Annotated in this window: 18 protein-coding genes and 2 pseudogenes; 17 read left to right on the top strand and 3 right to left on the bottom strand. The window is 39.1% G+C overall.

Annotated features, from left to right (window positions below; genetic code table 11):
- Position 1 precedes the first annotated feature (1 nt).
- The 16 genes and pseudogenes from yacG to ABID39_RS06230 all read left to right on the top strand — a co-directional run bounded on the left by yacG (position 2) and on the right by ABID39_RS06230 (position 17695).
- Entirely contained in the window at positions 2–223 is a 222-nt protein-coding gene (gene yacG, locus ABID39_RS06305; RefSeq protein ID WP_354187138.1) for a DNA gyrase inhibitor YacG, read from the top strand.
- A gap of 1231 nt (positions 224–1454) precedes the next feature.
- A pseudogene (locus ABID39_RS06300) lies at positions 1455–1566 on the top strand (integrase); the annotation flags it as partial.
- A gap of 439 nt (positions 1567–2005) precedes the next feature.
- The gene (clpB, locus tag ABID39_RS06295; protein WP_354187109.1) at positions 2006–4600 is read left to right on the top strand and encodes an ATP-dependent chaperone ClpB; all 2595 of its coding nucleotides are present in this window, start codon (positions 2006–2008) and stop codon (positions 4598–4600) included.
- 623 nt (positions 4601–5223) lie between these two features.
- Positions 5224–5589, top strand: a complete 366-nt coding sequence (locus tag ABID39_RS06290) for a hypothetical protein (RefSeq protein ID WP_354187107.1) — start codon at positions 5224–5226, stop codon at positions 5587–5589.
- A 161-nt stretch (positions 5590–5750) separates the two neighbouring features.
- Entirely contained in the window at positions 5751–7076 is a 1326-nt protein-coding gene (locus tag ABID39_RS06285; RefSeq protein WP_354187105.1) for a PBSX family phage terminase large subunit, read from the top strand.
- On the top strand, positions 7076–8917 hold the full coding sequence (gene bgtI / locus ABID39_RS06280) for a BaGTA-type gene transfer agent portal protein BgtI (RefSeq protein WP_354187103.1): 1842 nt from the start codon (positions 7076–7078) through the stop codon (positions 8915–8917). Before ABID39_RS06285 ends, bgtI begins: the two co-directional genes overlap by 1 nt.
- 335 nt (positions 8918–9252) lie before the next feature.
- Positions 9253–10050, top strand: coding sequence for a hypothetical protein (locus ABID39_RS06275; RefSeq protein WP_354187101.1), 798 nt, complete (start codon positions 9253–9255; stop codon positions 10048–10050).
- 255 nt (positions 10051–10305) lie between these two features.
- Entirely contained in the window at positions 10306–11415 is a 1110-nt protein-coding gene (bgtG, locus tag ABID39_RS06270; RefSeq protein WP_354187099.1) for a BaGTA-type gene transfer agent major capsid protein, read from the top strand.
- Positions 11416–11603: 188 nt separating this feature from the next.
- Positions 11604–12299: a hypothetical protein gene (locus tag ABID39_RS06265; protein ID WP_354187097.1), complete on the top strand. Its 696-nt coding sequence runs from the start codon at positions 11604–11606 to the stop codon at positions 12297–12299.
- 196 nt (positions 12300–12495) lie between these two features.
- Positions 12496–13959 (top strand): gene transfer agent protein BgtE, encoded by a 1464-nt coding sequence (gene bgtE, locus ABID39_RS06260; RefSeq protein WP_354187095.1) that lies wholly within the window; start codon positions 12496–12498, stop codon positions 13957–13959.
- Positions 13960–14268: 309 nt separating this feature from the next.
- Positions 14269–14742 (top strand): hypothetical protein, encoded by a 474-nt coding sequence (locus ABID39_RS06255; RefSeq protein ID WP_354187093.1) that lies wholly within the window; start codon positions 14269–14271, stop codon positions 14740–14742.
- Entirely contained in the window at positions 14739–15851 is a 1113-nt protein-coding gene (gene bgtD, locus ABID39_RS06250; RefSeq protein WP_354187091.1) for a BaGTA-type gene transfer agent maturation protease BgtD, read from the top strand. Before ABID39_RS06255 ends, bgtD begins: the two co-directional genes overlap by 4 nt.
- A pseudogene (locus ABID39_RS06245) lies at positions 15848–15988 on the top strand (phage tail protein); the annotation flags it as partial. The gene bgtD and the pseudogene ABID39_RS06245, both read left to right, overlap by 4 nt.
- Positions 15989–16189: 201 nt before the next feature.
- Positions 16190–16441 (top strand): hypothetical protein, encoded by a 252-nt coding sequence (locus tag ABID39_RS06240; RefSeq protein ID WP_354187089.1) that lies wholly within the window; start codon positions 16190–16192, stop codon positions 16439–16441.
- A 42-nt stretch (positions 16442–16483) separates the two neighbouring features.
- Positions 16484–16801, top strand: a complete 318-nt coding sequence (locus tag ABID39_RS06235) for a hypothetical protein (RefSeq protein WP_354187087.1) — start codon at positions 16484–16486, stop codon at positions 16799–16801.
- Between the two features lie 453 nt (positions 16802–17254).
- Positions 17255–17695 (top strand): hypothetical protein, encoded by a 441-nt coding sequence (locus ABID39_RS06230; RefSeq protein ID WP_354187085.1) that lies wholly within the window; start codon positions 17255–17257, stop codon positions 17693–17695.
- Positions 17696–18224: 529 nt separating this feature from the next.
- Here ABID39_RS06230 and ABID39_RS06225 read toward each other — a convergent pair.
- Positions 18225–19175 carry a formate dehydrogenase accessory protein FdhE gene (locus ABID39_RS06225; RefSeq protein ID WP_354187083.1) on the bottom strand — a complete coding sequence of 317 codons (951 nt, stop codon included), beginning with the start codon at positions 19173–19175 and terminating at the stop codon, positions 18225–18227.
- Between the two features lie 769 nt (positions 19176–19944).
- On the opposite strand from ABID39_RS06225, the gene ABID39_RS06220 reads away from it, so the two are divergent.
- A complete protein-coding gene (locus ABID39_RS06220) occupies positions 19945–20670 on the top strand; it encodes a DUF4167 domain-containing protein (RefSeq protein WP_354187081.1) in 726 nt (241 codons plus the stop codon).
- Between the two features lie 289 nt (positions 20671–20959).
- On the opposite strand, the gene ABID39_RS06215 is transcribed toward ABID39_RS06220, so the two are convergent.
- Both ABID39_RS06215 and ABID39_RS06210 read right to left on the bottom strand, forming a co-directional pair.
- Entirely contained in the window at positions 20960–21406 is a 447-nt protein-coding gene (locus ABID39_RS06215; RefSeq protein WP_354187079.1) for a hypothetical protein, read from the bottom strand.
- 255 nt (positions 21407–21661) lie between these two features.
- The gene (locus ABID39_RS06210; protein WP_354187077.1) at positions 21662–22006 is read right to left on the bottom strand and encodes a hypothetical protein; all 345 of its coding nucleotides are present in this window, start codon (positions 22004–22006) and stop codon (positions 21662–21664) included.
- Positions 22007–22201: the final 195 nt, after the last annotated feature.

Below are 22201 nucleotides of genomic sequence, written 5' to 3'. Positions count from 1 at the left end.
CCTGAGAGAAAAAACAAAAATACACAAAATGCCTAAAAAATCAGACTTCATACAAACAAAAACAAACCGTCCTCCTCATCCTTGTCCAATTTGTGGACATAAATCACAGCAAAATACTTATCCCTTTTGTTCAACACGATGTCGAGCTATTGATCTGAACCGCTGGCTTTCAGGTGCCTATATCTTACCGCCGCCGCCGCAAATAAGTGATGAAGAGGAGTAAAAATAGAAAAATATTTAAGATCATAAAAATGAGACTGGAAAAGTGCAAGATGAGAGGTAAAACAGTCACAAAAAAATTGAAAGAGGCACAAAAACAGACAAATCTTAAAAAATAAAAAACTGTGATCTTTATAAAGGCGTTTTAAAAGTTAAAGTATCATTTCTCTAACGGATAAAATAATGAGCTTAGAGCTACCAGAAAAGTAAAAAACAATGGTAGTGAGACCAAAAGTTATTCCTCACTCTCCCATTGGCTTCCAAATCGAGAAAGGAATTTTCTTACCTCTTAAAGGCTGAGTGTCCTTTGAGAGAGGCTTTCTTATCTCTAAAAGGTTAATTCATTCTATTATTTCTTTACCAGATAGATATAAGATCGGTTATTATTTTCTGTGATAAGATTGCCATTCTTAAAAATATCTCATTGGTATCGAGACGTCCAATCTTTCACGGAAATTCAATCTTACCGGCGTACGGTCGAGCTTGCATGAGTAAAATGTTTGCATTTATCACTTTTCCACCTCATTGCATCCTTTATAGAGTTGCATTCTTATAGAGAAGTGAATGCTCTAAGAGTCTCTATTGAATAAACCAATCTGCCCGCTGTTTCCATTCTTGAATTGAAACTTGTTTCTACAGAAATAGATAGAGAAAGGTCTATCACGTAAGCTATTTGTTGAAAGAAAGAAAATGTATCAAATGATATGTTTTCAGCCTATGTGTGTCGCATCATAACAGTCTTGCCAGAAAAAACAGCATAGCTTGGTTTACTGATGAAAAGAAATAAAAAATATTAAAAGCACTTTATTTATGTTGTGAGGCATATTGAGCTTCATTTAATTCAATAAAGACAGTGCAAACACATGAAAATTAAAATACGTATTCAATATTTTGTTAAGTAAAAATATGAATTTTATTAAGTAAGAATATGAAGAACACTTTTGGTTTTTATTCTATTGTAAGCATCATTTTATTTTAAACAAAGTCTGTATTTGTGTTGTGTTTCCTGCTGCGAAAATTCAATTTTTAACAATGGATAATAGAGCTTTTAATATTAGGTGCAAGAAATTGATTTGTAATGATAATTCACTGTTTTGTATGTTGAATGATAGTCCCGAATAACGTAAAATTGTCTCATTTCAAACCTGTTTATATTACATCAATTAAAACCATTCGCTTGCACGTTACAAGTAGGATGAGCGTGTGGATCAAATTTATATAAGAAAGGACTTAAAATGGTTCTTATGAACCGTTTTAATGCAAGGTCTATCGCAACATTGGGAGCTGGCAAATATAACGATGGTGCGGGCTTGCTGCTCCAGTAAGCGTAAAGATGGAGGTGCACAATAGATAATGGAGCTTTGAGGGTGAGGTATAAGGAGGTGCACAATAGATAATGGAGCTTTGAGGGTGAGGTATAAGGAGGTGCACAATAGATAATGGAGTTTTGAGGGTGAGGTATAAGGAGGTGTACAATAGATAATGGAGCTTTGAGGGTGAGGTATAAGGAGGTGCACAATAGATAATGGAGCCTTGAGGGTGAGGTTATGAGGCTGGGTTAGGAAAGATGTCGTTTGCTGCAGCCTATTAAAAATAAGAGCCCGTCTTTCTTTTTCTCTTGTAGTCGTTCTTATGAGAACCCATATTGCTTTTATATGAGAAGTTCTCTTTCTTTTGGTGGGAGCGCTTTATTTATTGTGTGTGGTTTAGACCGGTTTTTGTAAGACATCTTGGGGACAGAAAGTGCGCTGGTAGTAGAAGGCTGGTGGTGCAAGAAAGGAAAAAAATGAACCTAGAAAAATACAGTGAACGGTTGCAAGGTTTTCTACAAACAGCTCAGAGTAATGCTCTTTCTTCTGACCATCAGCAGTTTATGCCTGAGCATTTCCTTAAAGTGATCCTAGATGATCCTCAAGGATTGGCTGCGTCACTGATCCAAAAAGCAGGAGGTGATCTCACTATCATTCAAAAAACACTCAAAGAAGCTCTCGATGCTTTACCAAAAGTCCAAGGCGGAAACGGGCAGCTCTACCTCTCGCAGCCATTGGCAAAAGTTTTTACCATGGCCGAAGATCTTGCAAAAAAAGCTGGTGATCAATTTGTGACCGTGGAACGTGTGCTACAAGCACTTATCATGGAAAATTCCGCAAAAACAGCAGATATTTTAAAAAATGCAGGACTCACCCCTCAGTCTCTTAATCAGGCTATTAATGCACTGCGGAAAGGAAAAACAGCAACAAACCCTCATGCCGAAAGCCAATATGATGCTTTGGAAAAATATGCGAGAGATCTCACCAAAGATGCACGGGAAGGAAAGCTCGATCCTGTTATTGGACGTGAAGAAGAAATTCGTCGCACCATCCAAGTGCTCTCTCGACGCACTAAAAATAATCCTGTGCTCATTGGAGAACCAGGTGTAGGGAAAACCGCAATCGTAGAAGGGTTGGCATTGCGCATCGTCAATGGAGATGTGCCAGAAACTTTGCGCGATAAACAACTCTATGCATTGGATATGGGAGCACTTATCGCTGGCGCAAAATATCGAGGCGAATTTGAAGAACGACTTAAAGCTGTACTCGCTGAGGTGCAAGCCGAAAACGGGCAGATTATTCTCTTCATTGATGAATTGCACAATCTTGTCGGTGCTGGGAAATCCGACGGGCCTATGGACGCTTCTAATCTCTTAAAACCCGCACTTGCACGCGGAGAACTCCATTGTGTGGGGGCAACAACTCTCGACGAATATCGAAAATATGTCGAAAAAGATGCCGCTCTCGCTCGCCGATTCCAAACCGTCTTTGTGCAAGAACCAACAATCGATGATACAATCTCTATCTTACGCGGCATTAAGGAAAAATACGAACAACATCACAAAGTGCGTCTCGCCGATAGCGCTTTGATCGCTGCTGCGCGATTGTCTCATCGCTATATTACCAACCGATTCTTGCCAGATAAAGCGATCGATCTCATCGATGAAGCTGCTGCACGATTGCGGATGCAAGTCGATTCAAAACCAGAAGAGCTCGATGCACTCGATCGACGAATCCTACAATTGAAAATCGAACGAGAAGCCTTGAAAACAGATGTCGAGCAAACAGCCAAAGAACGGTTGAAAATTGTGCAGACCGAACTCGAAAAATTAGAACAACAATCTGCAGAGATGACGACCGCATGGCAAGCAGAAAAACAAAAATTAGGACATGCTGCAGATCTGAAAAAACAACTCGAAGATGCACGAAATGCTTTGGCTATCGCACAGCGTAATGGACAATTCCAAAAAGCTGGAGAACTCGCTTATAGTGTCATTCCAGAACTCGAAAAACAATTGCAAATCGCAGAAAATGATGACCAACAAAATCACCTCGTGGAAGAAACCGTTACCGCTGAACATATTGCTCAGGTCATTTCGCGATGGACGGGAATACCCGTTGATCGTATGCTCGAAGCTGAACGAGAAGCACTCTTACGTATGGAAGACGATATTGGTACCCTTGTCGTGGGACAAGGCGAAGCTGTGCAAGCCGTTTCACGTGCCGTACGGAGGGCACGCGCTGGTCTCCAAGATCCAAATCGTCCTCTCGGATCTTTTATGTTCCTTGGCCCTACCGGAGTGGGAAAAACCGAGTTAACGAAAGCACTCGCTACATTTCTCTTTCAAGATCCCCATGCAATGTTGCGTATCGATATGTCGGAATATATGGAAAAACATGCCGGTGCACGATTGATCGGAGCTCCGCCAGGATATGTCGGATACGAAGAAGGAGGAGTCTTGATCGAAGCCGTGCGTAGAAGACCGTATCAGGTCATTCTATTCGATGAAATCGAAAAAGCTCATCCAGATATTTTTAATCTCTTACTGCAAGTATTGGATGAAGGACGCCTGACAGATGGTCAAGGACGTACTGTCGATTTTCGTAACACATTGCTGATTATGACATCAAATCTTGGAGCCGAATTCTTAACTGCTTTGCCAGAAGGACAAAAAACTGATCAGGTAAAAAACGACGTGATGAATGTGGTAAAAGCCACTTTCCGACCAGAATTTCTAAACCGTATCGATGAGATTATCCTTTTCCAAAGATTGCAACGAAAGGATATGGAAGCAATTGTTGATATTCAAATACAATATCTGCAAAATTTGCTTAATGAGCGAAAAATAACACTGCATATCAAACCAGAAGTGCGACAATTCCTCGCTCAGAAAGGATATGATCCCCTTTATGGAGCTCGTCCCCTCAAACGCATCATCCAAAAAGAAATTCAAGATCCACTCTCTGAAAAAATCTTGTTTGGACAAATTCAGGACGAAACAACAGTGACAGTCGCAAAAGAAGGTGATCAATTGATCTTCATGCCAGAAACAGAAAAAAAGGATGCTTGAAAAAAAATACTCATAAAAACAGAAAAAAGTTGACAAGGTAAATCTAAACAGATACCATAAGTGCAAGATCGGAATTGTGCGTTTCTAAATGGAAATGGAAAAATGAGATCTATTCTTCCTTAAAGCTATCTTCATGATGAGGGAAAAAGGCGAGGGGCAAGATTTCTTGCTTTTGGTGTTCCTCTTTGTGCCGCCAATATCTTTCAATATAATCAATATAAGATGATATAGCAGCGGTCCCATGTACGTAAACGGGGGATATAACAGTATATAGAAGACGGTGGTCAGGGGGGCACGGTTTTTTTAATTTTTCGGAAACTCTTCGGAGAGGGAGTTCAAATTTCGAAATTTCTTTCGAATATCAAGCTTTCTGAAACCAAATATATTGGCTTTCTGCAAACAAATATATTGAGGGAAATACTGTTTTCCTTCCTTAAGAGGAGATTGGGATAAATCTTACTCTAGAAGGGAATGGTTGAGAAAATCCTAGTGCTTTGATTTATAAAAAAATAGGTAATCTGAAAATTTCGTGGCTGATTTTTATACTGTTTTATATCTCATGAGTTAGCTCCTAATGATTTACAGGAATATGATCTGATGATTATGTACAGGAATATGATCTGATGGCTGATGAACTTTGTCTTCCTTTACGTCGAAGAGGGCGGAAAAAAGCCGCTGTAAATAAAACAACAAAACGCTTTAATGAAGCTCTTCTGACAGCCGCTGAGCAAGCTGGATATCATTATGGTGAGGATGGATTGGTCTCTTATCTGCAATATCATGCTCTGAATAATCCAGTACCTTTTTTTTCTCTGCTTGCAAAAGTGCTACCTTTGCAGGTTACAGGAGATGCCGGAGGAGAGGTAAAAACAATTTCACGCGTTGAAATTGTGCCAGTGAAGGCAAAAAATGCGGTGGTTAAAGAGGAGGCGTCTGAAGGGGCGGTGATGGAGGATAAAGAGCGGGTGATGGAGAATAAAGAGCGATAGCTGAGAGAGTAGATAGGTTGAAGGACCTGATATTGGAGGGGCATCGTGCTTGGGAAGAGGAGGTATGGATAGCTAAGAGATCTGGGGGCAACAAGCTTCAAGATTGCGAGCTTTTCATGATCTGTGAGAGTGCGGTTTTTAACGATAGTGTTTGAGGGTGGATGACAACTGCAAAAATTGCTCTTATTCCAAAGCTTATTCCCGTTTTTACCGGAAAGGCTGATGTGCGTGCTGCTTGGGGAGGGAGAGGTTCTGGAAAAACACGTTCCTTCGCCTTAATGTCTGCCGTGATTGGATATCGTCATGGAAAAGCTGGAGAACGAGGCATTATTCTTTGTGCACGACAATTTCAAAATTCTCTCAATGAAAGTTCATTGGAAGAAATTAAACGGGCTATTGAAGCCTATCCTTTTCTACAAGATTATTATGAAATCGGCGATAAATATATCAAGTCAAAGGATGGACGTATCGTCTATGTCTTCGCTGGATTGGATCGCAATATCGCAAGTATTAAATCAATGGGGCGCGTTTTCCTATGCTGGGTCGATGAAGCAGAGCCGGTAACCGAATCCGCTTGGCAAACACTCATTCCAACTTTGCGAGAAGAAGGAAAAGATTGGAATGCTGAATTATGGGTCACATGGAACCCATGCCGAGAAAATGCACCCGTGGAAAAACGATTCCGTCATGTCAACAATCCTAATATCAAAGGGGCTGAAATCAATTGGCGCGATAATCCCCAATTTCCAGAAAAACTTAATCGAGATCGCAAAGACGATCTGCAGCAAAGACCCGAACAATATACACATATTTGGGAAGGAGAATATCTCCAAGCCATGCAAGGCGCTTATTACCAAAAATCCCTTCTCGAAGCTCAACAAGAAGGGCGTATCACTGTCGTGCCACGCGATCCGCTTATGCAAATCAAAATCTTTTGGGATATCGGAGGGACAGGCGCAAAAGCCGATGCCACTGCTTTATGGGTTGCACAATTTGTCGGACGTGAAATCCGTGTGCTCGATTATTATGAAGCACAAGGACAACCGCTCTCAGAACATGTCGGATGGGTGTTCCAAAGGGGATATGAAAAAGCACTCATGGTGCTGCCTCATGATGGCGCAACAAAAGATCGAGTCTATAATGTCAGTTTTGAAAGTGCGCTACAACAAGCTGGATTTCAAACAAAAGTAATCCCTAATCAGGGAAGTGGGGCTGTCAAAATGCGGATCGAAGCCGTAAGGCGATTGTTTCCTGCCATATGGTTTAACCGCGAAACAACACAAGCAGGACGAAAAGCTCTCGCTTGGTATCACGAAAAACGTGATGAACAGCGCAATATCGGTTTAGGTGCTGAACATGATTGGGCTAGCCATGGTGCAGATGCATTCGGACTTATGTGTCTAGCTTATGAACAACCAAACGAAAAACGCAAAAAAAATATTTATCGTTTCTCTCACCATTCTCAAACTTCATGGATGGCTTTCTAATGAATACTTCTACAGATCCTTTTAATCCAACTAAAATCCTTGAGCATCAAGCGCTGTTTAAAAAACTCGTCAGCTGGTATCACGACGATATAATACATGTCGACGAATGGCGAAAAAATGCCCAAGAAGACTACGATTTTTATAATGGACGCCAATGGAATGAACAAGATCTCAATGTCTTGCGAGAACAAAACAGACCCGTCATGACTTTTAACCGTATCGCGCCTTTGATTAATGCTGTCATCGGTGCTGAACGAAATAATAAACGGCAAGTGCAATTCATTCCACGTCAAGAAGGTGCCGCCTTTGCAAATCAGATCCTTACCGGTGCTGCAGAATGGTTTCGTGACGAAGCCGATGGAGAGTATGAAGATTCTGATGCTTTTCAAGACGCTATTATTTGCGGTATGGGATGGACAGATACAAGACTTGATTATGAAGAAGATCCACAAGGAAAACCCGTGATTGCAAGGTTGGATCCCATGAAAATGGTCTGGGATGCAAGTGCCGTGAAACCAAATTTGGTCGATGCTCAGCGTATGTGGTACATTGATGAAAAACCGCTAACCGTTGCACAAGAAATGTTCCCACATGTTCATTGGAGCGATTTGGATGCAGACTGGGTAAAACATTATAGTTTTTCCAACCAAACGAGCACTGGAGAGACACAAAAATATGCTGGCGATGGAGAAAATACTTACGGCACCCAACGACCAAAAAAGGTTACTTTGGCTGAATGCCGATGGTTCGAACGCGAGGTTGTCTATAAAGTCCTTGATCCACAAAGCGGAAAATTTACCGATTATTCAGAACAAGAATTCCAAACCTTAAGTCAGAGTTTTCCTCTCCTACAAGCAACAAGATTAACTAAAAAAATTGTCAAACGCGCCTTCTTGGGAAAAAAATTGCTCGAAGCACCCGATAAGCCCTTGGTACCACCAAATCAACTGGGATGGGAGTGTATTACAGGGACTTTTGATAAGCTAAGTCGACAATTTTATGGTATTGTAAAACCGACAAAAGATCCTCAGCGTTGGGCAAATAAATATTTTAGCCAAATTATGCATTTGCTAAATAGTCAGTCAAAAGGTGGTATTATGGCTGAACGCGATGCTTTCGATGATGATCGACAAGCTGTAGAAAGCTGGGCGAGGGCAGACAGCATTACTTGGCTTAAAAGTGGAGCCGTTTCTGGGGGAAGAATCCAGCCTAAACCCGTTGCTCAATTCCCGCAAGGCTTCTTTCATCTGTTTAATGAGGCAAAAAACGCTATCGAACAAGTGACAGGGTTGTCGTCTGAATTTGTGGGAACACGAGCAGTTAATCAACCAGGAATCCTTGAAGAACAACGCAGACAATCCTCACTCAATCTGTTGGCATCATTCTTTGATGGTTTGCGTCGCTATAGACAACGACAGGGAAAAATTATCCTATATCTTATTCAAAACTATCTTTCCGATGGGCGATTGGTGCGTATTGCCGGTGACGAAAATGCACAATATGTTCCTCTCACACGCGAAATGATCACAAGCCTTGAATATGATATTGTGGTTGATGATGCTCCAACAAGTCTTAATGAAAAAGAACGCACATTTGCCATTATTACGCAATTGCTACCTTTGATGCAAAATTTTACAACTCCAGAGATTATGCTCGATCTTTTACGCTATTCACCTTTACCTGCATCTTTGATCCAAAAAATTGCTATCAAAACACAACAACAAGGCTCAGACATACAAGGTGGGATAGGGCAAGAGAATGCTCATGTTGGAGATGAATATGGTGGGAATGTCGAGCATTTGATGCAGTCGATTTTACAAAGAATGAATGGGCAAAGCTAAAGGCAGCTTTTCAAGAAACATGTTTTTTATGCTCCTCATCCTCGGCATTCTTGATCCAAAAAATTGCTACTAAAGCACAACAATAAGGATCAGATGTGCGGTGCGTTAGAGCAAGAGCGAGAGTATTTTGGGGTGCAGAGGCATATCGGAAGGTGTGCAGGAATATGCTGAGAGAGGGAAGCAGAGGTATATCGGAAGGTGAATGCGCCTGAATGTTCGAGAGGTATCGTAAGCATGATGAGCTGTTAGTCTATTTGCAGGGGAACAATGTGCAAAGTTAAAGGGCATCCTTTAAAAAATATTATCTTATCGTTTAAAAAGAAAAGGCAAACAATATGGATCAAGAACACTTAACGCCGGCGGAACAAAATCAATTAAAACAGAACTTTTCTCTAGAAACTGAACAGGAAGAAGACAGTAAAATTGGAGGAAGTGAAGGTGCAAAAACGCTTGAAGAAAGCTTCCAAGAACGTCAAGATCTTTATCAACAGTCATTTATGCAGGAAGCTATTCAGTCACAAGAAGTTCAAAAGACGCGAGAGGGTGATGCTCCACCAGATCCGCAAAAAGACTTTATGGGATATATGCAATGGTTGGGGAAAAAAATTCACGAACATGAGGGAGCTAACAACAAACAACAACCTCATTCCACTGCTCTTGAAGCAGAACAGTTGCATAATTTCTATCAACAATCCGTGGCTAATGTAAAACAAAAATATCATGATTTTGATCAAGCTGCCGATTTTATTTATGAGACGCGTGCTAAGCAGTTAGCTGCTTGTGCTTCTCTCTATCCTGAAATGGCAGATCCAAAAGTTGTTGATACAGTGATTGGAAATGAGTTGAAGAAAATCTTGCAGGATTGTGCGCAAAAAAATCAAAACCCTGCCGAAGTGATCTACACGATTGCACAAAGAATTGGCTACACAAATCTTCCCAATAACATTGGTGAGAATTTGCAGGAAAGACACAATTCTGCACGCACATTGGCTGCTTACAACGGTTTGACTCCCAATGGACCCATTTCTTTAGATATGCTCGACAAAATGTCGGAAGCAGAATTTAGTACTTGGGTTACCGATCCTAAAAACAAAGCTGCTTTTAACCGCTTAATGGGCGGGGGAGAAGCATAGGAAATATGAGAAGAAGGATAAGGTGACGGCGCTATGGTTCTGAGATGGGGGCATTGGGGATCTGAAGCGAGATCTATAGACTTCTCAAAGCAAAGACACAGAGAGGAGATCTCTAAAAGAGGGGGGAAAAGTGATCAACTAACATCATAAAAAATACGCAATAACTCATCCACTATCTGAAGATGAAGAAATGTGGAATGTCAATAATCGGCGCTTTGCCGATTTTTTTATGTCAATAAACTTTTAGAGGATAAAATGTCTGTAACTCGTATCGGAATTAACGACCCAATGGCAGTAAAAACATGGTCTAAACTATTAAATCAAGAAGTCTCAAAAGCAATCCCTATTGCACCGTTGATCGGTACAGATTCAAACAGTATTGTACAATTAAAAGATGAAACAAATAAAGAAAGTGGTGATTCCATTCACTTTAATTTGCGTGTACAGCTGCACGGTGATGGGGTGACTGAAGGACAAGCCCTTGAAGGAAATGAAGAATCTCTCCAATTTCTTAACGATCGATTGGCAATTAATGAACTCGTTCACGCAGTGCGAGTCAAAAATGAAGGAACCATCGATCAGCAACGAATTCTGCACAATTTGCGGACCGAAGCTAAAAATGGTTTGGTCGATTGGTATGCAGATCGTCTCAGTATGATGTTCTTCATTCAAGTGTGTGGATATAGTGCATTAAATATTAACTTTGAAGGACGCAATATTGCGATCAAACCTGTTCATTACGGCTTTAATACTCCAACAGCACCAACTGATAAACGAGTCTTGCGACCTAATGAAAAAACAAAAGATGAAGAATTGAAAGAAAAAGATGTCTTCAGTCTTTCGTTGATCGATAAAGCCGTGGAACGGGCTAAACTTGCAAACCCTAAAATTAGACCAGTTCGAGTCGATGGGGAAAATGTTTATGTGCTTTATCTACATCCAACTCAGGTCACACAATTGCGTACCAATACAGATGCCGGACAGTGGCTCGATATCACTAAAGCAATCTATAGTGGAAGCCGTATCAAAAATCCAATCTATGATGGCTCGCTTGGCATGTATAATGGTGTCGTTTTGCGTGAAACAGAACACATTACAGAAGGGGTTGATGGAACCAAACCTGTACAAAATGTACGTCGTGCTGTTTTGTTGGGAGCACAAAGTGTCGTCATTGCTTTTGGAAAAGATCGTGGGGCAACACGCTATAAATTGGTTGAAGAACTCTTCGACTATGAACGTGAGTTCGGTGTTGCTGCTAAAACCATTATCGGTATGAAAAAAACTTGCTACAATTTGCCAGGAGGTCAACAAGGCAAGCAGGATTTTGGAACTATCGTAATACCAACTTATGCAACGCCCGCTTAAAATGTTGATCATAAAGTGCTTGCTTTAAGTGCTGCTTATGGAGCGTTTATTTAAGCATTGTTGAAAAACTTTCTAATTCTTCTCCTCAATAAAATTTCACGTTCGGTAAAATTTCATGTTCGGTTAATATTTTTTTGAGGGGAAGAAATATCTAAAATTTATCATACGCAAAAGGATTGTAACTGCTTATGACCGTTTCTGATATTGACACAAATGATCTTGATCGCACATCTTTTGATCATTCTAACACTTTTTCCCATATGGTGGCGATCATTCAAGACGAAATCGATGATACAACAGCTGAATATTCAACTCAAATTCAAGATTCCATTTTGACTGCTTTGCGTTTGTGTGAACATGAACCATTTTTCTTTAATGAGAAAAAAGACCTAACATTCAAAACACAAGGTGGAAAAACGTGGTATGGGAAAGAAGAGGGCGTTTCTATTGCATCAGAAAAAACTTTGCAATCCGTTATTTTAGGAAAAAATCCTACAACACAAAAACAATTGTTTTTTAAATCATTTGAAGCTTTGAAAAAACAATATGGGGACAAAGTACCCCAAGGAATACCTCTTTTTTATACCTGTATTGATCAAAAAATAGGTCTCTTTCCAACACCACAACAGGACGAAACTGTAAGCATTTCTTATAACTATGTCAGTTTGGGGGATGGCGAGCTAATGGAGGAGAATAATCCTTGGTTGCTTTATGCATTCGATCTCATTAAAGCACGTGCAAAATATGAGCTCTATAAAAATATCCTCAAAGATTCCGAATATGCTGCTGTTTCTTTTAGAGATTATCAAGAACATCTTCAAATTTTGCGATTTGAAACATCTCGTCGAAAAAACACTTCAAATATTATTCCAATGAGATTTTAAAAAAATCAAAAACTGAGAGCTGAATTGACGTTGGGGGAATTATACCGGTGGAGGTATCACAGTGCCTCCATTTCTACAGTCTGAGTGGTATGATTTATAGTCTTATCCGGTTTCTTGTCGTTAAACAAATAAGCCTTGTCGATTTGAAATATCCTGTCGAAAAGGTTCTTCAAATATTCTGCTAATGGGGTTCTCAATGGCTTTCTTCCCAATCGCTGATTATCGGCCTGATGTGGCTGACATTAATAGCAGCTTTACCGATGAATTGATCAATGTGTTGCCAGCTGATGGCTCTTATATTCCTATGCCAAGTTTTAATCCTATCTCAGAGCCTTGTCCTGAGCCCATTCTAGGGGCTTTCGCTGTGAGAACAAAAACTGGTGTGTCTATTATTGTCGGAACAAGACAAAAAATCTACCTTCTCAATAATACAACAAAGCAGTGGAAAGATATTAGTCGAAAAGAAAGTTCCTATCTCGCTAATATCGATTCTCCGTGGTCTTTCGCTTTGTTTGGAGATTATGTGATTGCTGTCAACGCTAATGATAAACCACAAGTGATTGATATTAATCATGACAAAGAATTTAGAAATTTAGGCGGAAATCCACCAAAAGCCGGTATCGTACGTGTGTGGGGCGATTTCGTCTGTTTGATGAAATTAACAGAAAATCCAAGACGCGTACATTGGTCGGGATTGAACGATGCAGAACACTGGACTGTGGGGAAAAAAAGCTGCGATTATCAAGATTTCCCCGATGGTGGTTTCATTCAAGGAGCTACCGAAACAACAAACCCTATCATCTTTATGCGTTCTGCAATCTATGCAGGATCTTTTGTCCCTGGATCTAAGATGATCTTCAGTTTCCAAAAAATACACGATAAACGTGGTGCAAAAAATTCAGAATCTATCGTTTGTCGAGGAAACCTTGCATTCTTTGCTGATGAAGGAGGATTTTATCAGATCACTAACGAAGGGCAGATTATACCAATTGGTTTTGAAAAAATTGATCGAACCATGACAACAACATCAAGCATGAATAATGCCTATACTCTCTCAGCAGCGATTGATGGGGTATATAATCGCGTATACTGGATGATCGATATCGATGATAGCACCCAAAAAAGTATCTTACTTATTTATGATTGGGGATTACAAAAATGGACAAAAGCAGTCGTAAATGTCAAAATGATTTTGCCCATTTTTTTAGCTGGGATGACTTTAGAAGGACTCGATTGTGTCTCTAAAAGTATTGATGATCTACCCTTTTCTCTCGATAGCAGAGTTTGGAAAAATGAAGCGCCTGTGTTTGGTGCTATTGATCATCAAGGAAGAATAGGCGCTTTTTCAGGGCCACCTATGGCTTGCGTGGTGACTTCACAAGAAATGGGGCAGACAAACGGAATCATAACACGGGTGAGAAATATTATGCCACAAGTCAATAGTGGGGTGTTTTATTTGTCTGTAGGAATGCGCTTTCGGCAAACCCTTGAAGAAAAAACTGTTTGGTTACCCGAAAAAAAACCTTCTCATAATACGGGACAGATTCATTCTCGCGCAAGGGCACGGTTTTATCGCTTTAAACTGCGTATTCCAGAGGGCGTCAATTGGTCGCATGTGTCTGGGTTCGATGTGGAGTTAAAGTCTGCCGGTATTCGGTAATGGAGGCAACCTATAACAAAAAACTTCCCGTGTTCAATGTGAAGAGAAAGCCCGATGGAATCAAGTAAAAGAAAGAGGCAGCTGTTTAAGGTATTTATCGTCAAAGTACCTGAACTGCCAAGCATTAAAGGCAGATAACAGGCAAACAGGGTAATTACAGGGAACAGGGTAATTAAAGCGCTTGAATACAGGTAGGAATAAAAGTCACGCCCGATGGGCTTCTTATAAAAAGAAAGAGCTGCAATATCACTTATTAAAAAGGAAAAGATCTGCATGTGTCATAAGCGCATGATTCTATCGAAAAGAAAGATGAAAAGCAAAATCATAAGACCGAAACATGATAGTCAAAATCTTTATTCTGCGCATCTTACACAGCAATGGTCATGGGAAAAAATGGCGCCCTATCAACAGGATATCAATGCCGCACTGAAAAAATATGCTAAGCGCTTTCCTGATGAGGTTTGTTTGCAGACAATTGCTGAAGAAATCACCACCGGAAAAGCACAATTGTGGGTGGTCTTAAAAAATAAAACTCAATTTTGTGCCTTTGCAATCACTAAAATCGAAATAACCCATACCGGAAAAAAATGCGTCGTTCTTTCAGATCTTGCCGGAGAGGGAGGGCTGAAATTGGTTAAGATGATCGAGAAGGTCGAACAATGGGCGCGAACAATCAATGCTCAGGAAATGCACATGTTTGGAAGAGCTGGATGGGCAAAAATGCTCGATCATCACGGATATTCTCGAAATCTTATTTATTATAGAAAGGTTCTCAACTCATGAGTAGAAAAAAAACACCGCGAGTACAAACAACAACACAAACAAATACTCCACCCGCTTGGGCTACAGACATCTTTAAAAAAGCCAGCGCTCAAGCACTTGATCTCTATAATAAAGGTATTGGTGGAAATATTTATCAAGGAGAACGTATTGCTGGTTTGGGAAATATAACACAAAATGCTCTCGCTGGTTTAGAAAAAGCTGCCGAGCAGTATAATAATCCTACATTGACTCAGCAGTTTAATGCACCAACACAAAGTGCTACAAATCTCGCTGATATGGCAAAGGGAAATTGGATCGGAAATAATAGTAAATTTAATGCCGCATTGCAAAATGCTCTGAATAAAACTTCTGATGCGATTAATCAATCTATGTCAGGAGCAGGGCGCTACGGATCTGGTGCGCATACCGGTGTGCTTGCCGATGAACTTGGCACATTGGCAACAAGTGCTTCAGCTCAGCAATATAATCAAGATGTCAATAATATGATGAATGCCAATCAGATGATTGATCGGTCGAAGTATGATCAGATGAATGCAGCAAACAACTATTTTCAAGGACAAAGTAATGCGCAAAGCAACGCTTTGAAAGGTGGAGCCTTCCAAGATCTTAACCGTCAAAATGCCTTAGATGCCGAGCGCCAAAAATGGACAGAACAAGAGAATAAAGAATGGAACCAATTAGACCGCTTGTTGCAAATAGGAACAAAGGCCGCAGGAAATTACGGAACAACATCAGGAAAATCCACAACAATACCTTCTGTTACAAAAGATCCTCTACGTGATATACAGCAAGTGCTTGGATTGGTGGGAGGAATCTTGGGGCTTTGTGATGTGAGAGCTAAAGAAAATATTGTCCCTATAGGAAAAAAAAATGGCTATCCGCTTTATGATTTTAATTATAAAGGAGATACACAACGTTATCGCGGCGTTCTTGCTCAAGATGTATTGCGCTTAAAACCCGATGCTGTTTTTGTTAATGCAAAAACAAAATTGTTACATGTCGATTACAACAAAATTGGCTTCCAAATAGAAAAAATAAGATCACCTAAAAATAAAATTGCTGCTTTCTTTGCTCGTTTTTCTTTTTGGAAAAAAGGATATATTATATGAATTCAATGTATGATTACTCGATCATCGCTTCAGAAAATGCCTATGTCGATGAGAGTATAAATTGAGCAGAGGGACAGCTGCCAAGCTTAGTTAATAATAGTGCGCGCGCAATGGTGAAACATACCAAAGAATATTTATAAAATATTGATCGGTACTTTTGCTTAGAAAAAGTACCGATAGGTTTAGCTATTGTGTGATGAAAAACCTTATTTACAAACGCAATATCCAGATCTTTTTGCCACTCTTGGTGAAACATGGGGGAAAAGAAGATGGATAAACAATCTTCAATGTTTCTGATTTGCAAATATGGTTATAGCGTATCAAAAAGAGAGAATATAATGGTACTTTTTCCATTTTCTATTGCAGATATTGATAATCCTGAACATATTCGTGTCGTTCTTTATGCTAGCGGAAGAATGGCACACGCCCCTTTAAATGCACTGTTGAATCAAGCACATCAAAATATGAGTAATTTTGATAAACAACAAAGCAAAAATATTGCGCTACTTTCACAGCGTATAGATGCTTTAGAAAAACAATTGAAAACAACGAGACAAAGCCTCGAGGAGCTCAAACAAAAAGCTAAATAAGACAGTAAAATAGTGAAAATAGGTAATAAAGGCGCCATGAAGATGCTCAAGATAAGTAATGGTAGCTTTGGCATTTTATTCAAAAATGCCATGATAAAATTGAGATATCCCCCTTCTTCTGTTGCAAAGAAAGTTTTCTATCGGTTGGGCTCATTTTGGAGTGGTGCGGATGGTTGGCGTTGGTCGCTTGTATGGTTGGTCGCTTGTGTGGTTGGTCGCTTGTGTGGTTGGTCGCTTGTGTGGTTGGTCGCTTGTGTGTTGGCTGGCTGGTATAAAAGGGTAAAATCCTTTTATTTATCTCATTTTTTTCTAAAAGCCAAAACATGGAAATATATTTCATTTCTGGTTTCTGTGCTTTGATTTTGGTGCTTATTTCGTGTGGGAAGATAGAATGAAATTCTTCCACAGCTCTGAAAAGTGATATGGAAACTCCAAAACAGAAAGATGGCTTCATGAAAAAAGAACGTTTATTGAAAAATGTCTGTTTTTCTCAATCTATAATTTATTATATCCTCTGTATGTATTTTACATGAGTAAGTACTTATGGTAGTATCCTCTCTGTGGCTTTCATCATACTAAGTGGATAAATCATATAAGTTGATAAGAAAGTTGCAAACAGAATTTTTTAAAAATAAAAGAGAATAAAATTTCTTTTCTCTATGTATCATGAATATTCTAACATGATATATCATGAATATTCTAACATGAGAAATGTTGAGAGTTTGTGTTTGCTACATATTTTGTTTGTATTGATTCTTCTATCATTTTTTGCTGCAAAAAAAACTTATCTGGAATGTTAAAGGAGACGGATTTATGGAAAAAAGAATCCGCGCAAGACAAAAAGCTTATTTTAAAAGATTATATCGTAAAATCGCTTTTGTTGGCGTATTGTTCCTTTCTATCGTGGCATTTTGTTTTGTTGTTACAAAAATAATCAGTCATTTTTCTTCTAAAAAACAAATAACACAACAAACTGTTGTTGATTTAACTATTCCTGTTTTTGATTTACGTATCTATTGTAAGGAAATTGCCGCTTCAGTTATGCCTGACATGAAAAAAGACGTGTACCAACATTGTATTCGTTCAGAAAGTGAAGCCTATTTTGCAATTCGTGAAATGTGGGAGGAACTTTCCTATAATGCAAAGAAAAAATGTGTGAAAATGGTGCGACCAGGAGACGGAAATTATTTTCTCTTACGGAATTGTTTCTTCAATGAAAAAGAGGGAAAAAATACCATGCGCAATTATTTTTAAGTTTTATACAAAAACTTTAAAATACAAAAATCCAGTTTTTCAAGAAGATCTCATTTTATAATGGGTGTTTTTTAAGTGAAGATACTTTTTAAAAAGCACAGCTTGAAGTTCGAGGCAGTCTTGAAAAATTTTCTTCTTATCCACAAAGTTAAAGGATATCATAAAGTCAACAAAGCTGAGAAAATAAACAGGTAAATATTTTTTCGAAGTTTCATGTTTATAGTTAAAAGAAATGAAAAGAGATATGCTAAAGCATACTCCTTTGATTTTTATTCAGGAAATATAGAAATTTTCATGTTCTTGTAATATTGCTGGAACAGTTTTAACCTGAGAAATTTTTCAAGATAAATCATAAAACTGCCGTATTGTTATTGACAATCGAAATCGTTCTAGAACTTGTTAGGTTTGTGTTAGGTAGCAAGAGAAATGTTATGTTTATTGCATAGTGGCGATAAGATTCGTTTTTATGCTTTGAGCTACCGCTCCATGAGTTTCCGGCAGCTCTTTAGGGGGCTGTCGGGTGTGGGGTCTATTTCTTTTGTTCTAAAAAAGGGTTAAAGCTCTTATATTTAAAAGAAGAAGCTAAAAACTCTGGTGTGGGAGTACTGATATCATCAGTAAAAACATCAAGTGTAGGGTTTTTGTGGCAATCAAGCAGTTTGCTATAAGAGCCACAGTTGTCACAAGTTTCAAATAAAATGCCGTCGGGGGTGGTGGGGCTCACGTGTGTAGAGATTGGCTCTGTTGCTTCACAGAAAGTACATTGGGTATGTGGGTGATACCAGAGAGTCCCGCAATAAAGACAAGAACAAACTTTTACAGTTTCGTGCGCTTTCCAGTCGATTATGAGGCTGGCGGAATGTGTTCCTTGACAGGCTGGGCAAAGGTTGTTCTGCTGTGCGGTTAAATTTTGTGCATCAAGCTGTGAAGCAGCAAGAGAATACATAATTTGCAATGCCCCAAGGATGAACACATGTTCTGTTAATTGATGTTGGGGAAGCTTATGGTTTAAGAGATTATGGCTCCACAGGCGCCAGTCGTTCTTTTGTTGTTTTGTGCTTTTTAAAGCTGCGTATCTTGTCTCTGAGAGGGGTTGAACAGACAATGTTGGAGTTGATAGATGATTCAAAAAATCTTCAACAATGCTTTCATATAAGCCCAAAATTAATAATTTTGATCGATCAAGTGGAGGTGCTGAGGAGGCACCAAAACGGCTAAGAGGGATCGCAAGATCTTTAAATTTTTTACTTGACTGCTGTTGCGCATTACAAAAATGTGCAAAAAAAAGGAGTAACTCTTGAGTTGGCTCTTTCGTGGCTAAATGTGCAAAACGCTCTGCTCTTTTTGCAAATAAGGTTCTCGTATCAGGAAGTATAACAAAAAAGGGAGAGTGCACGAGGATCTCTTTGTTTACAGCCGTTGTTTTATTTTGAGAAGATTTTGTTTTGACAGGATTTGTAACTTTTTTCTGGCCTGACATGCTGGTTATTTCTTTCTCAAAAGTTTCTCTGTTTTCTCTAGCATCTTATTTTATACTGATTTTCATAAATGATAGAGTTTATTTATAAATTCCGTGGAACTTAGCTAGAAAAATTAATAGTGTAATTGGGTCCCTTTGGCAAGAACACTGATCTGTAAATGATGATGAGGTCTTGAATAATACTTGATATTAATCTATGTATAGTATAAAGAAACTCCGCAGCGATAGTGGATTGTCGATCACAGGGGGTTGCTTTATTGCAGAAGAGAGGCTATGTTCATAAGATGTTTCGTACAGTATTCGTGTGGGTGTTGGTGCTTATGCGTTAAATGTGCGAGGGGGTAAAGGGTATAGGCATTTTTAGGGTCGGTTTTAGAAACAAAAAGGGATATCTATTTATTCTCTGGTGAAGGTCATTTTTTTTACCAGAGGCTCTGTATGTATGTTTTCGTTTTTTTGTTTTTCCACAAGATAGTTGCTTTTTTAGTAAAATATGGTCTATTTAAAAAAAATACTTGGCATTTTATGTGAACATCACTAGGTTTCTGCTGGTTAACAGAGAAATAGGAAATTTTGAATTTAAGTTTTCCTTGCTGTTCTTGTGATTTTCAAAAAGTATAATGCTTTTATCAAATATCAGTAGGTATCATCTCAGTGAAATAAAACGCGGATAGTCTGATAACCGTATTTTAGACATGACTAGCATTATCGAAAATAGTGTAATGAAGAAGAGTCAATTAAGACACACACACTCCAAAAAGGGATAAAAATGAGGCCACAACAAAATAGACGGGTACGCGGTCGCAATAATAACAACAATGGCAATAACAATAATAATCGTCGCGGTCCTAATCCGTTATCTCGAAATTATGAGAGTAGCGGTCCGGATGTGAAAATTCGCGGAAATGCTCAGCAAATTGCAGATAAATACATAAGCCTTGCTCGTGATGCACAAGGTGCCGGTGATCGTGTTATGTCGGAAAATTATTTGCAACATGCTGAACACTACTTGCGTATTATTTTGGCAGCCGTCGGGCAAACACCACAGCCTCTTCGGCGTGAGGAAAATAACGAACAAGAATGTGGCGAAGTAAACGCTGAAGGTGAAAGAAAAAACACTGTCAATTGCAATACCGATGAGTCACAGACACAGTTGCAAAAAACTGCTCATGGTCAGCATTCAAAGGCCCAAAATGGGTGGACGCGTGAAGATGAATTAGAGGTTAACCTCTCTGATGAGAAAATTGATCAAGAGCAATATGTTGTCAGAGAAAATGCTGAACCTGTCAAAAAAACACGCCGACCTTCACGGTGTCGTTCTGTGCGTGCTCAAGAAGAGCCATCCCTTGAAACTGCATGGGAAACATCAGCAACTTCCCAAGATGGTGATGCTACAACAGAAAAAGTTTCTTCTCTGCCTTTATTAAGTAAAGAGATACAGAAAAAAACACGTCGGCGTCGGGTGGTTGCATCTTCAGCAGAGGAAAATGTTTAATCCAGAAAGGGATGCTTGAAGCTCTTGTGAGAGATGTTTTCAGCTGAATGATAAACAGGTTCTTAGAAAAATCCCTCGAATGTTTATATTTTGAATTCACGTTTGTATTTTCAGATACAACATCAGAAATTTTCAGCAATGGGTTTTGTGGACAGGAGTAGTGTCTCTTCAACTGTGATTGTATGAAGACCGGTGCAGAAAAACTGTGTTGTTGCTAGGTGATCCCATCTTCAGAAAAGGAAGATGATTGAAACAAAGACATGTTTAAGTGTTTGTGGAAGGCATCTTCTTAATGGGAGCGGATTGTAGGAATTTCTTCTGTTATTTCAACAGAAAGAACAGTGATTAGTGCGCCAGTGTGATAGTTGTAAATCATAAATTTTATCTGCCCATCCTGTGTTAAGATTTTCAACACAATATTGTGTTCTGAGAGGCTTTGCGATAAAATCTGTGTGTTTTTTGGTAATGAAAGTGTGTGGTGAATCACTTTTTGATTTGTTTTGTGAGAGGAAAAGAGATCGGCTTGTTTTGAAGATGATTCCGTTGTGACAATTTTATAGATAACTCCAAATAGGACAGCAAGAATAAGAACAAGCGTTATTGATATGGAAATAATCATTAACAGCATGAGTTTTTTTCTCACGCGCTCTACTGAAGGATGTAAGGGAGGATCTTGAAGCAATGTGCTTTGCTCTGTAAGATGGTCTTTTGAAGTATCAATTTTCTTATTATCCATCATACCGTACTTTTCTGCTGATTGTTTACTTAGAGTTTGTTTACATGATTGTGTTGTAGGCTAGATTGCTAGATTTTGACCATTCTATTATCAGAATAACAGTTGTTAAAATCATCTGTATATGAAACGGATAAGAGGATAAAAACAAGGCTGTTCATAAAATATTTTCTTCATAAAAAAGGTTGATAGCATAGAATCTCATTTGTTGATTATGCTTGATGAGTTTACGCTTTTCAGTTTTGTTATGCAAGAGGTCTATAGGGAAGTTCCTAGAAGTTGGGATGATGTTGAAAAGTTTTCTACGGCTTTATGGTTTTCGGATATCTTATCATTCATATTTTGACTTTTAAGCAGGAAATTGCCTTGATTTGTCACTGACCAGGTTAGCTTTACCTGTTGTTGATGGAGGTTTGCATTTATGCTGGTGCATTGGGCAAATATTTGCTGTCCATAAAAGGCAAATTTTTGGGTGGTGGGTATCACGTCTTTTTCACATGTTTGTGCTGTGGGATAGATTTTGACCATTTTATTATCAGAATAACAGCTGTTAAAATCATCTGTACACGAAACCAATAAGAGGATAAAAACAAGGTTGTTCATAAAATATTTTCTTCATAAAAAAGGTTGACAGCATAAAGCGTAATTTGTCATCCTAGGAGCACTTCTTCACAAACAAACGTTTTAAAAGGTCTGAGGTTCCGGTCTGAGGTTCCGGTCTGAGGTTCCGGTCTGAGGTTCCGGTCTGAGGTTCCGGTCTGAGGTTCCGGTCTGAGGTTCCGGTCTGAGGTTCCGGTC

The sequence above is a fragment of the Bartonella japonica genome, from assembly GCF_040545385.1.
GTDB classification, from domain to species: domain Bacteria; phylum Pseudomonadota; class Alphaproteobacteria; order Rhizobiales; family Rhizobiaceae; genus Bartonella; species Bartonella japonica.
This window is presented reverse-complemented; position numbering and strand designations above follow the sequence as displayed.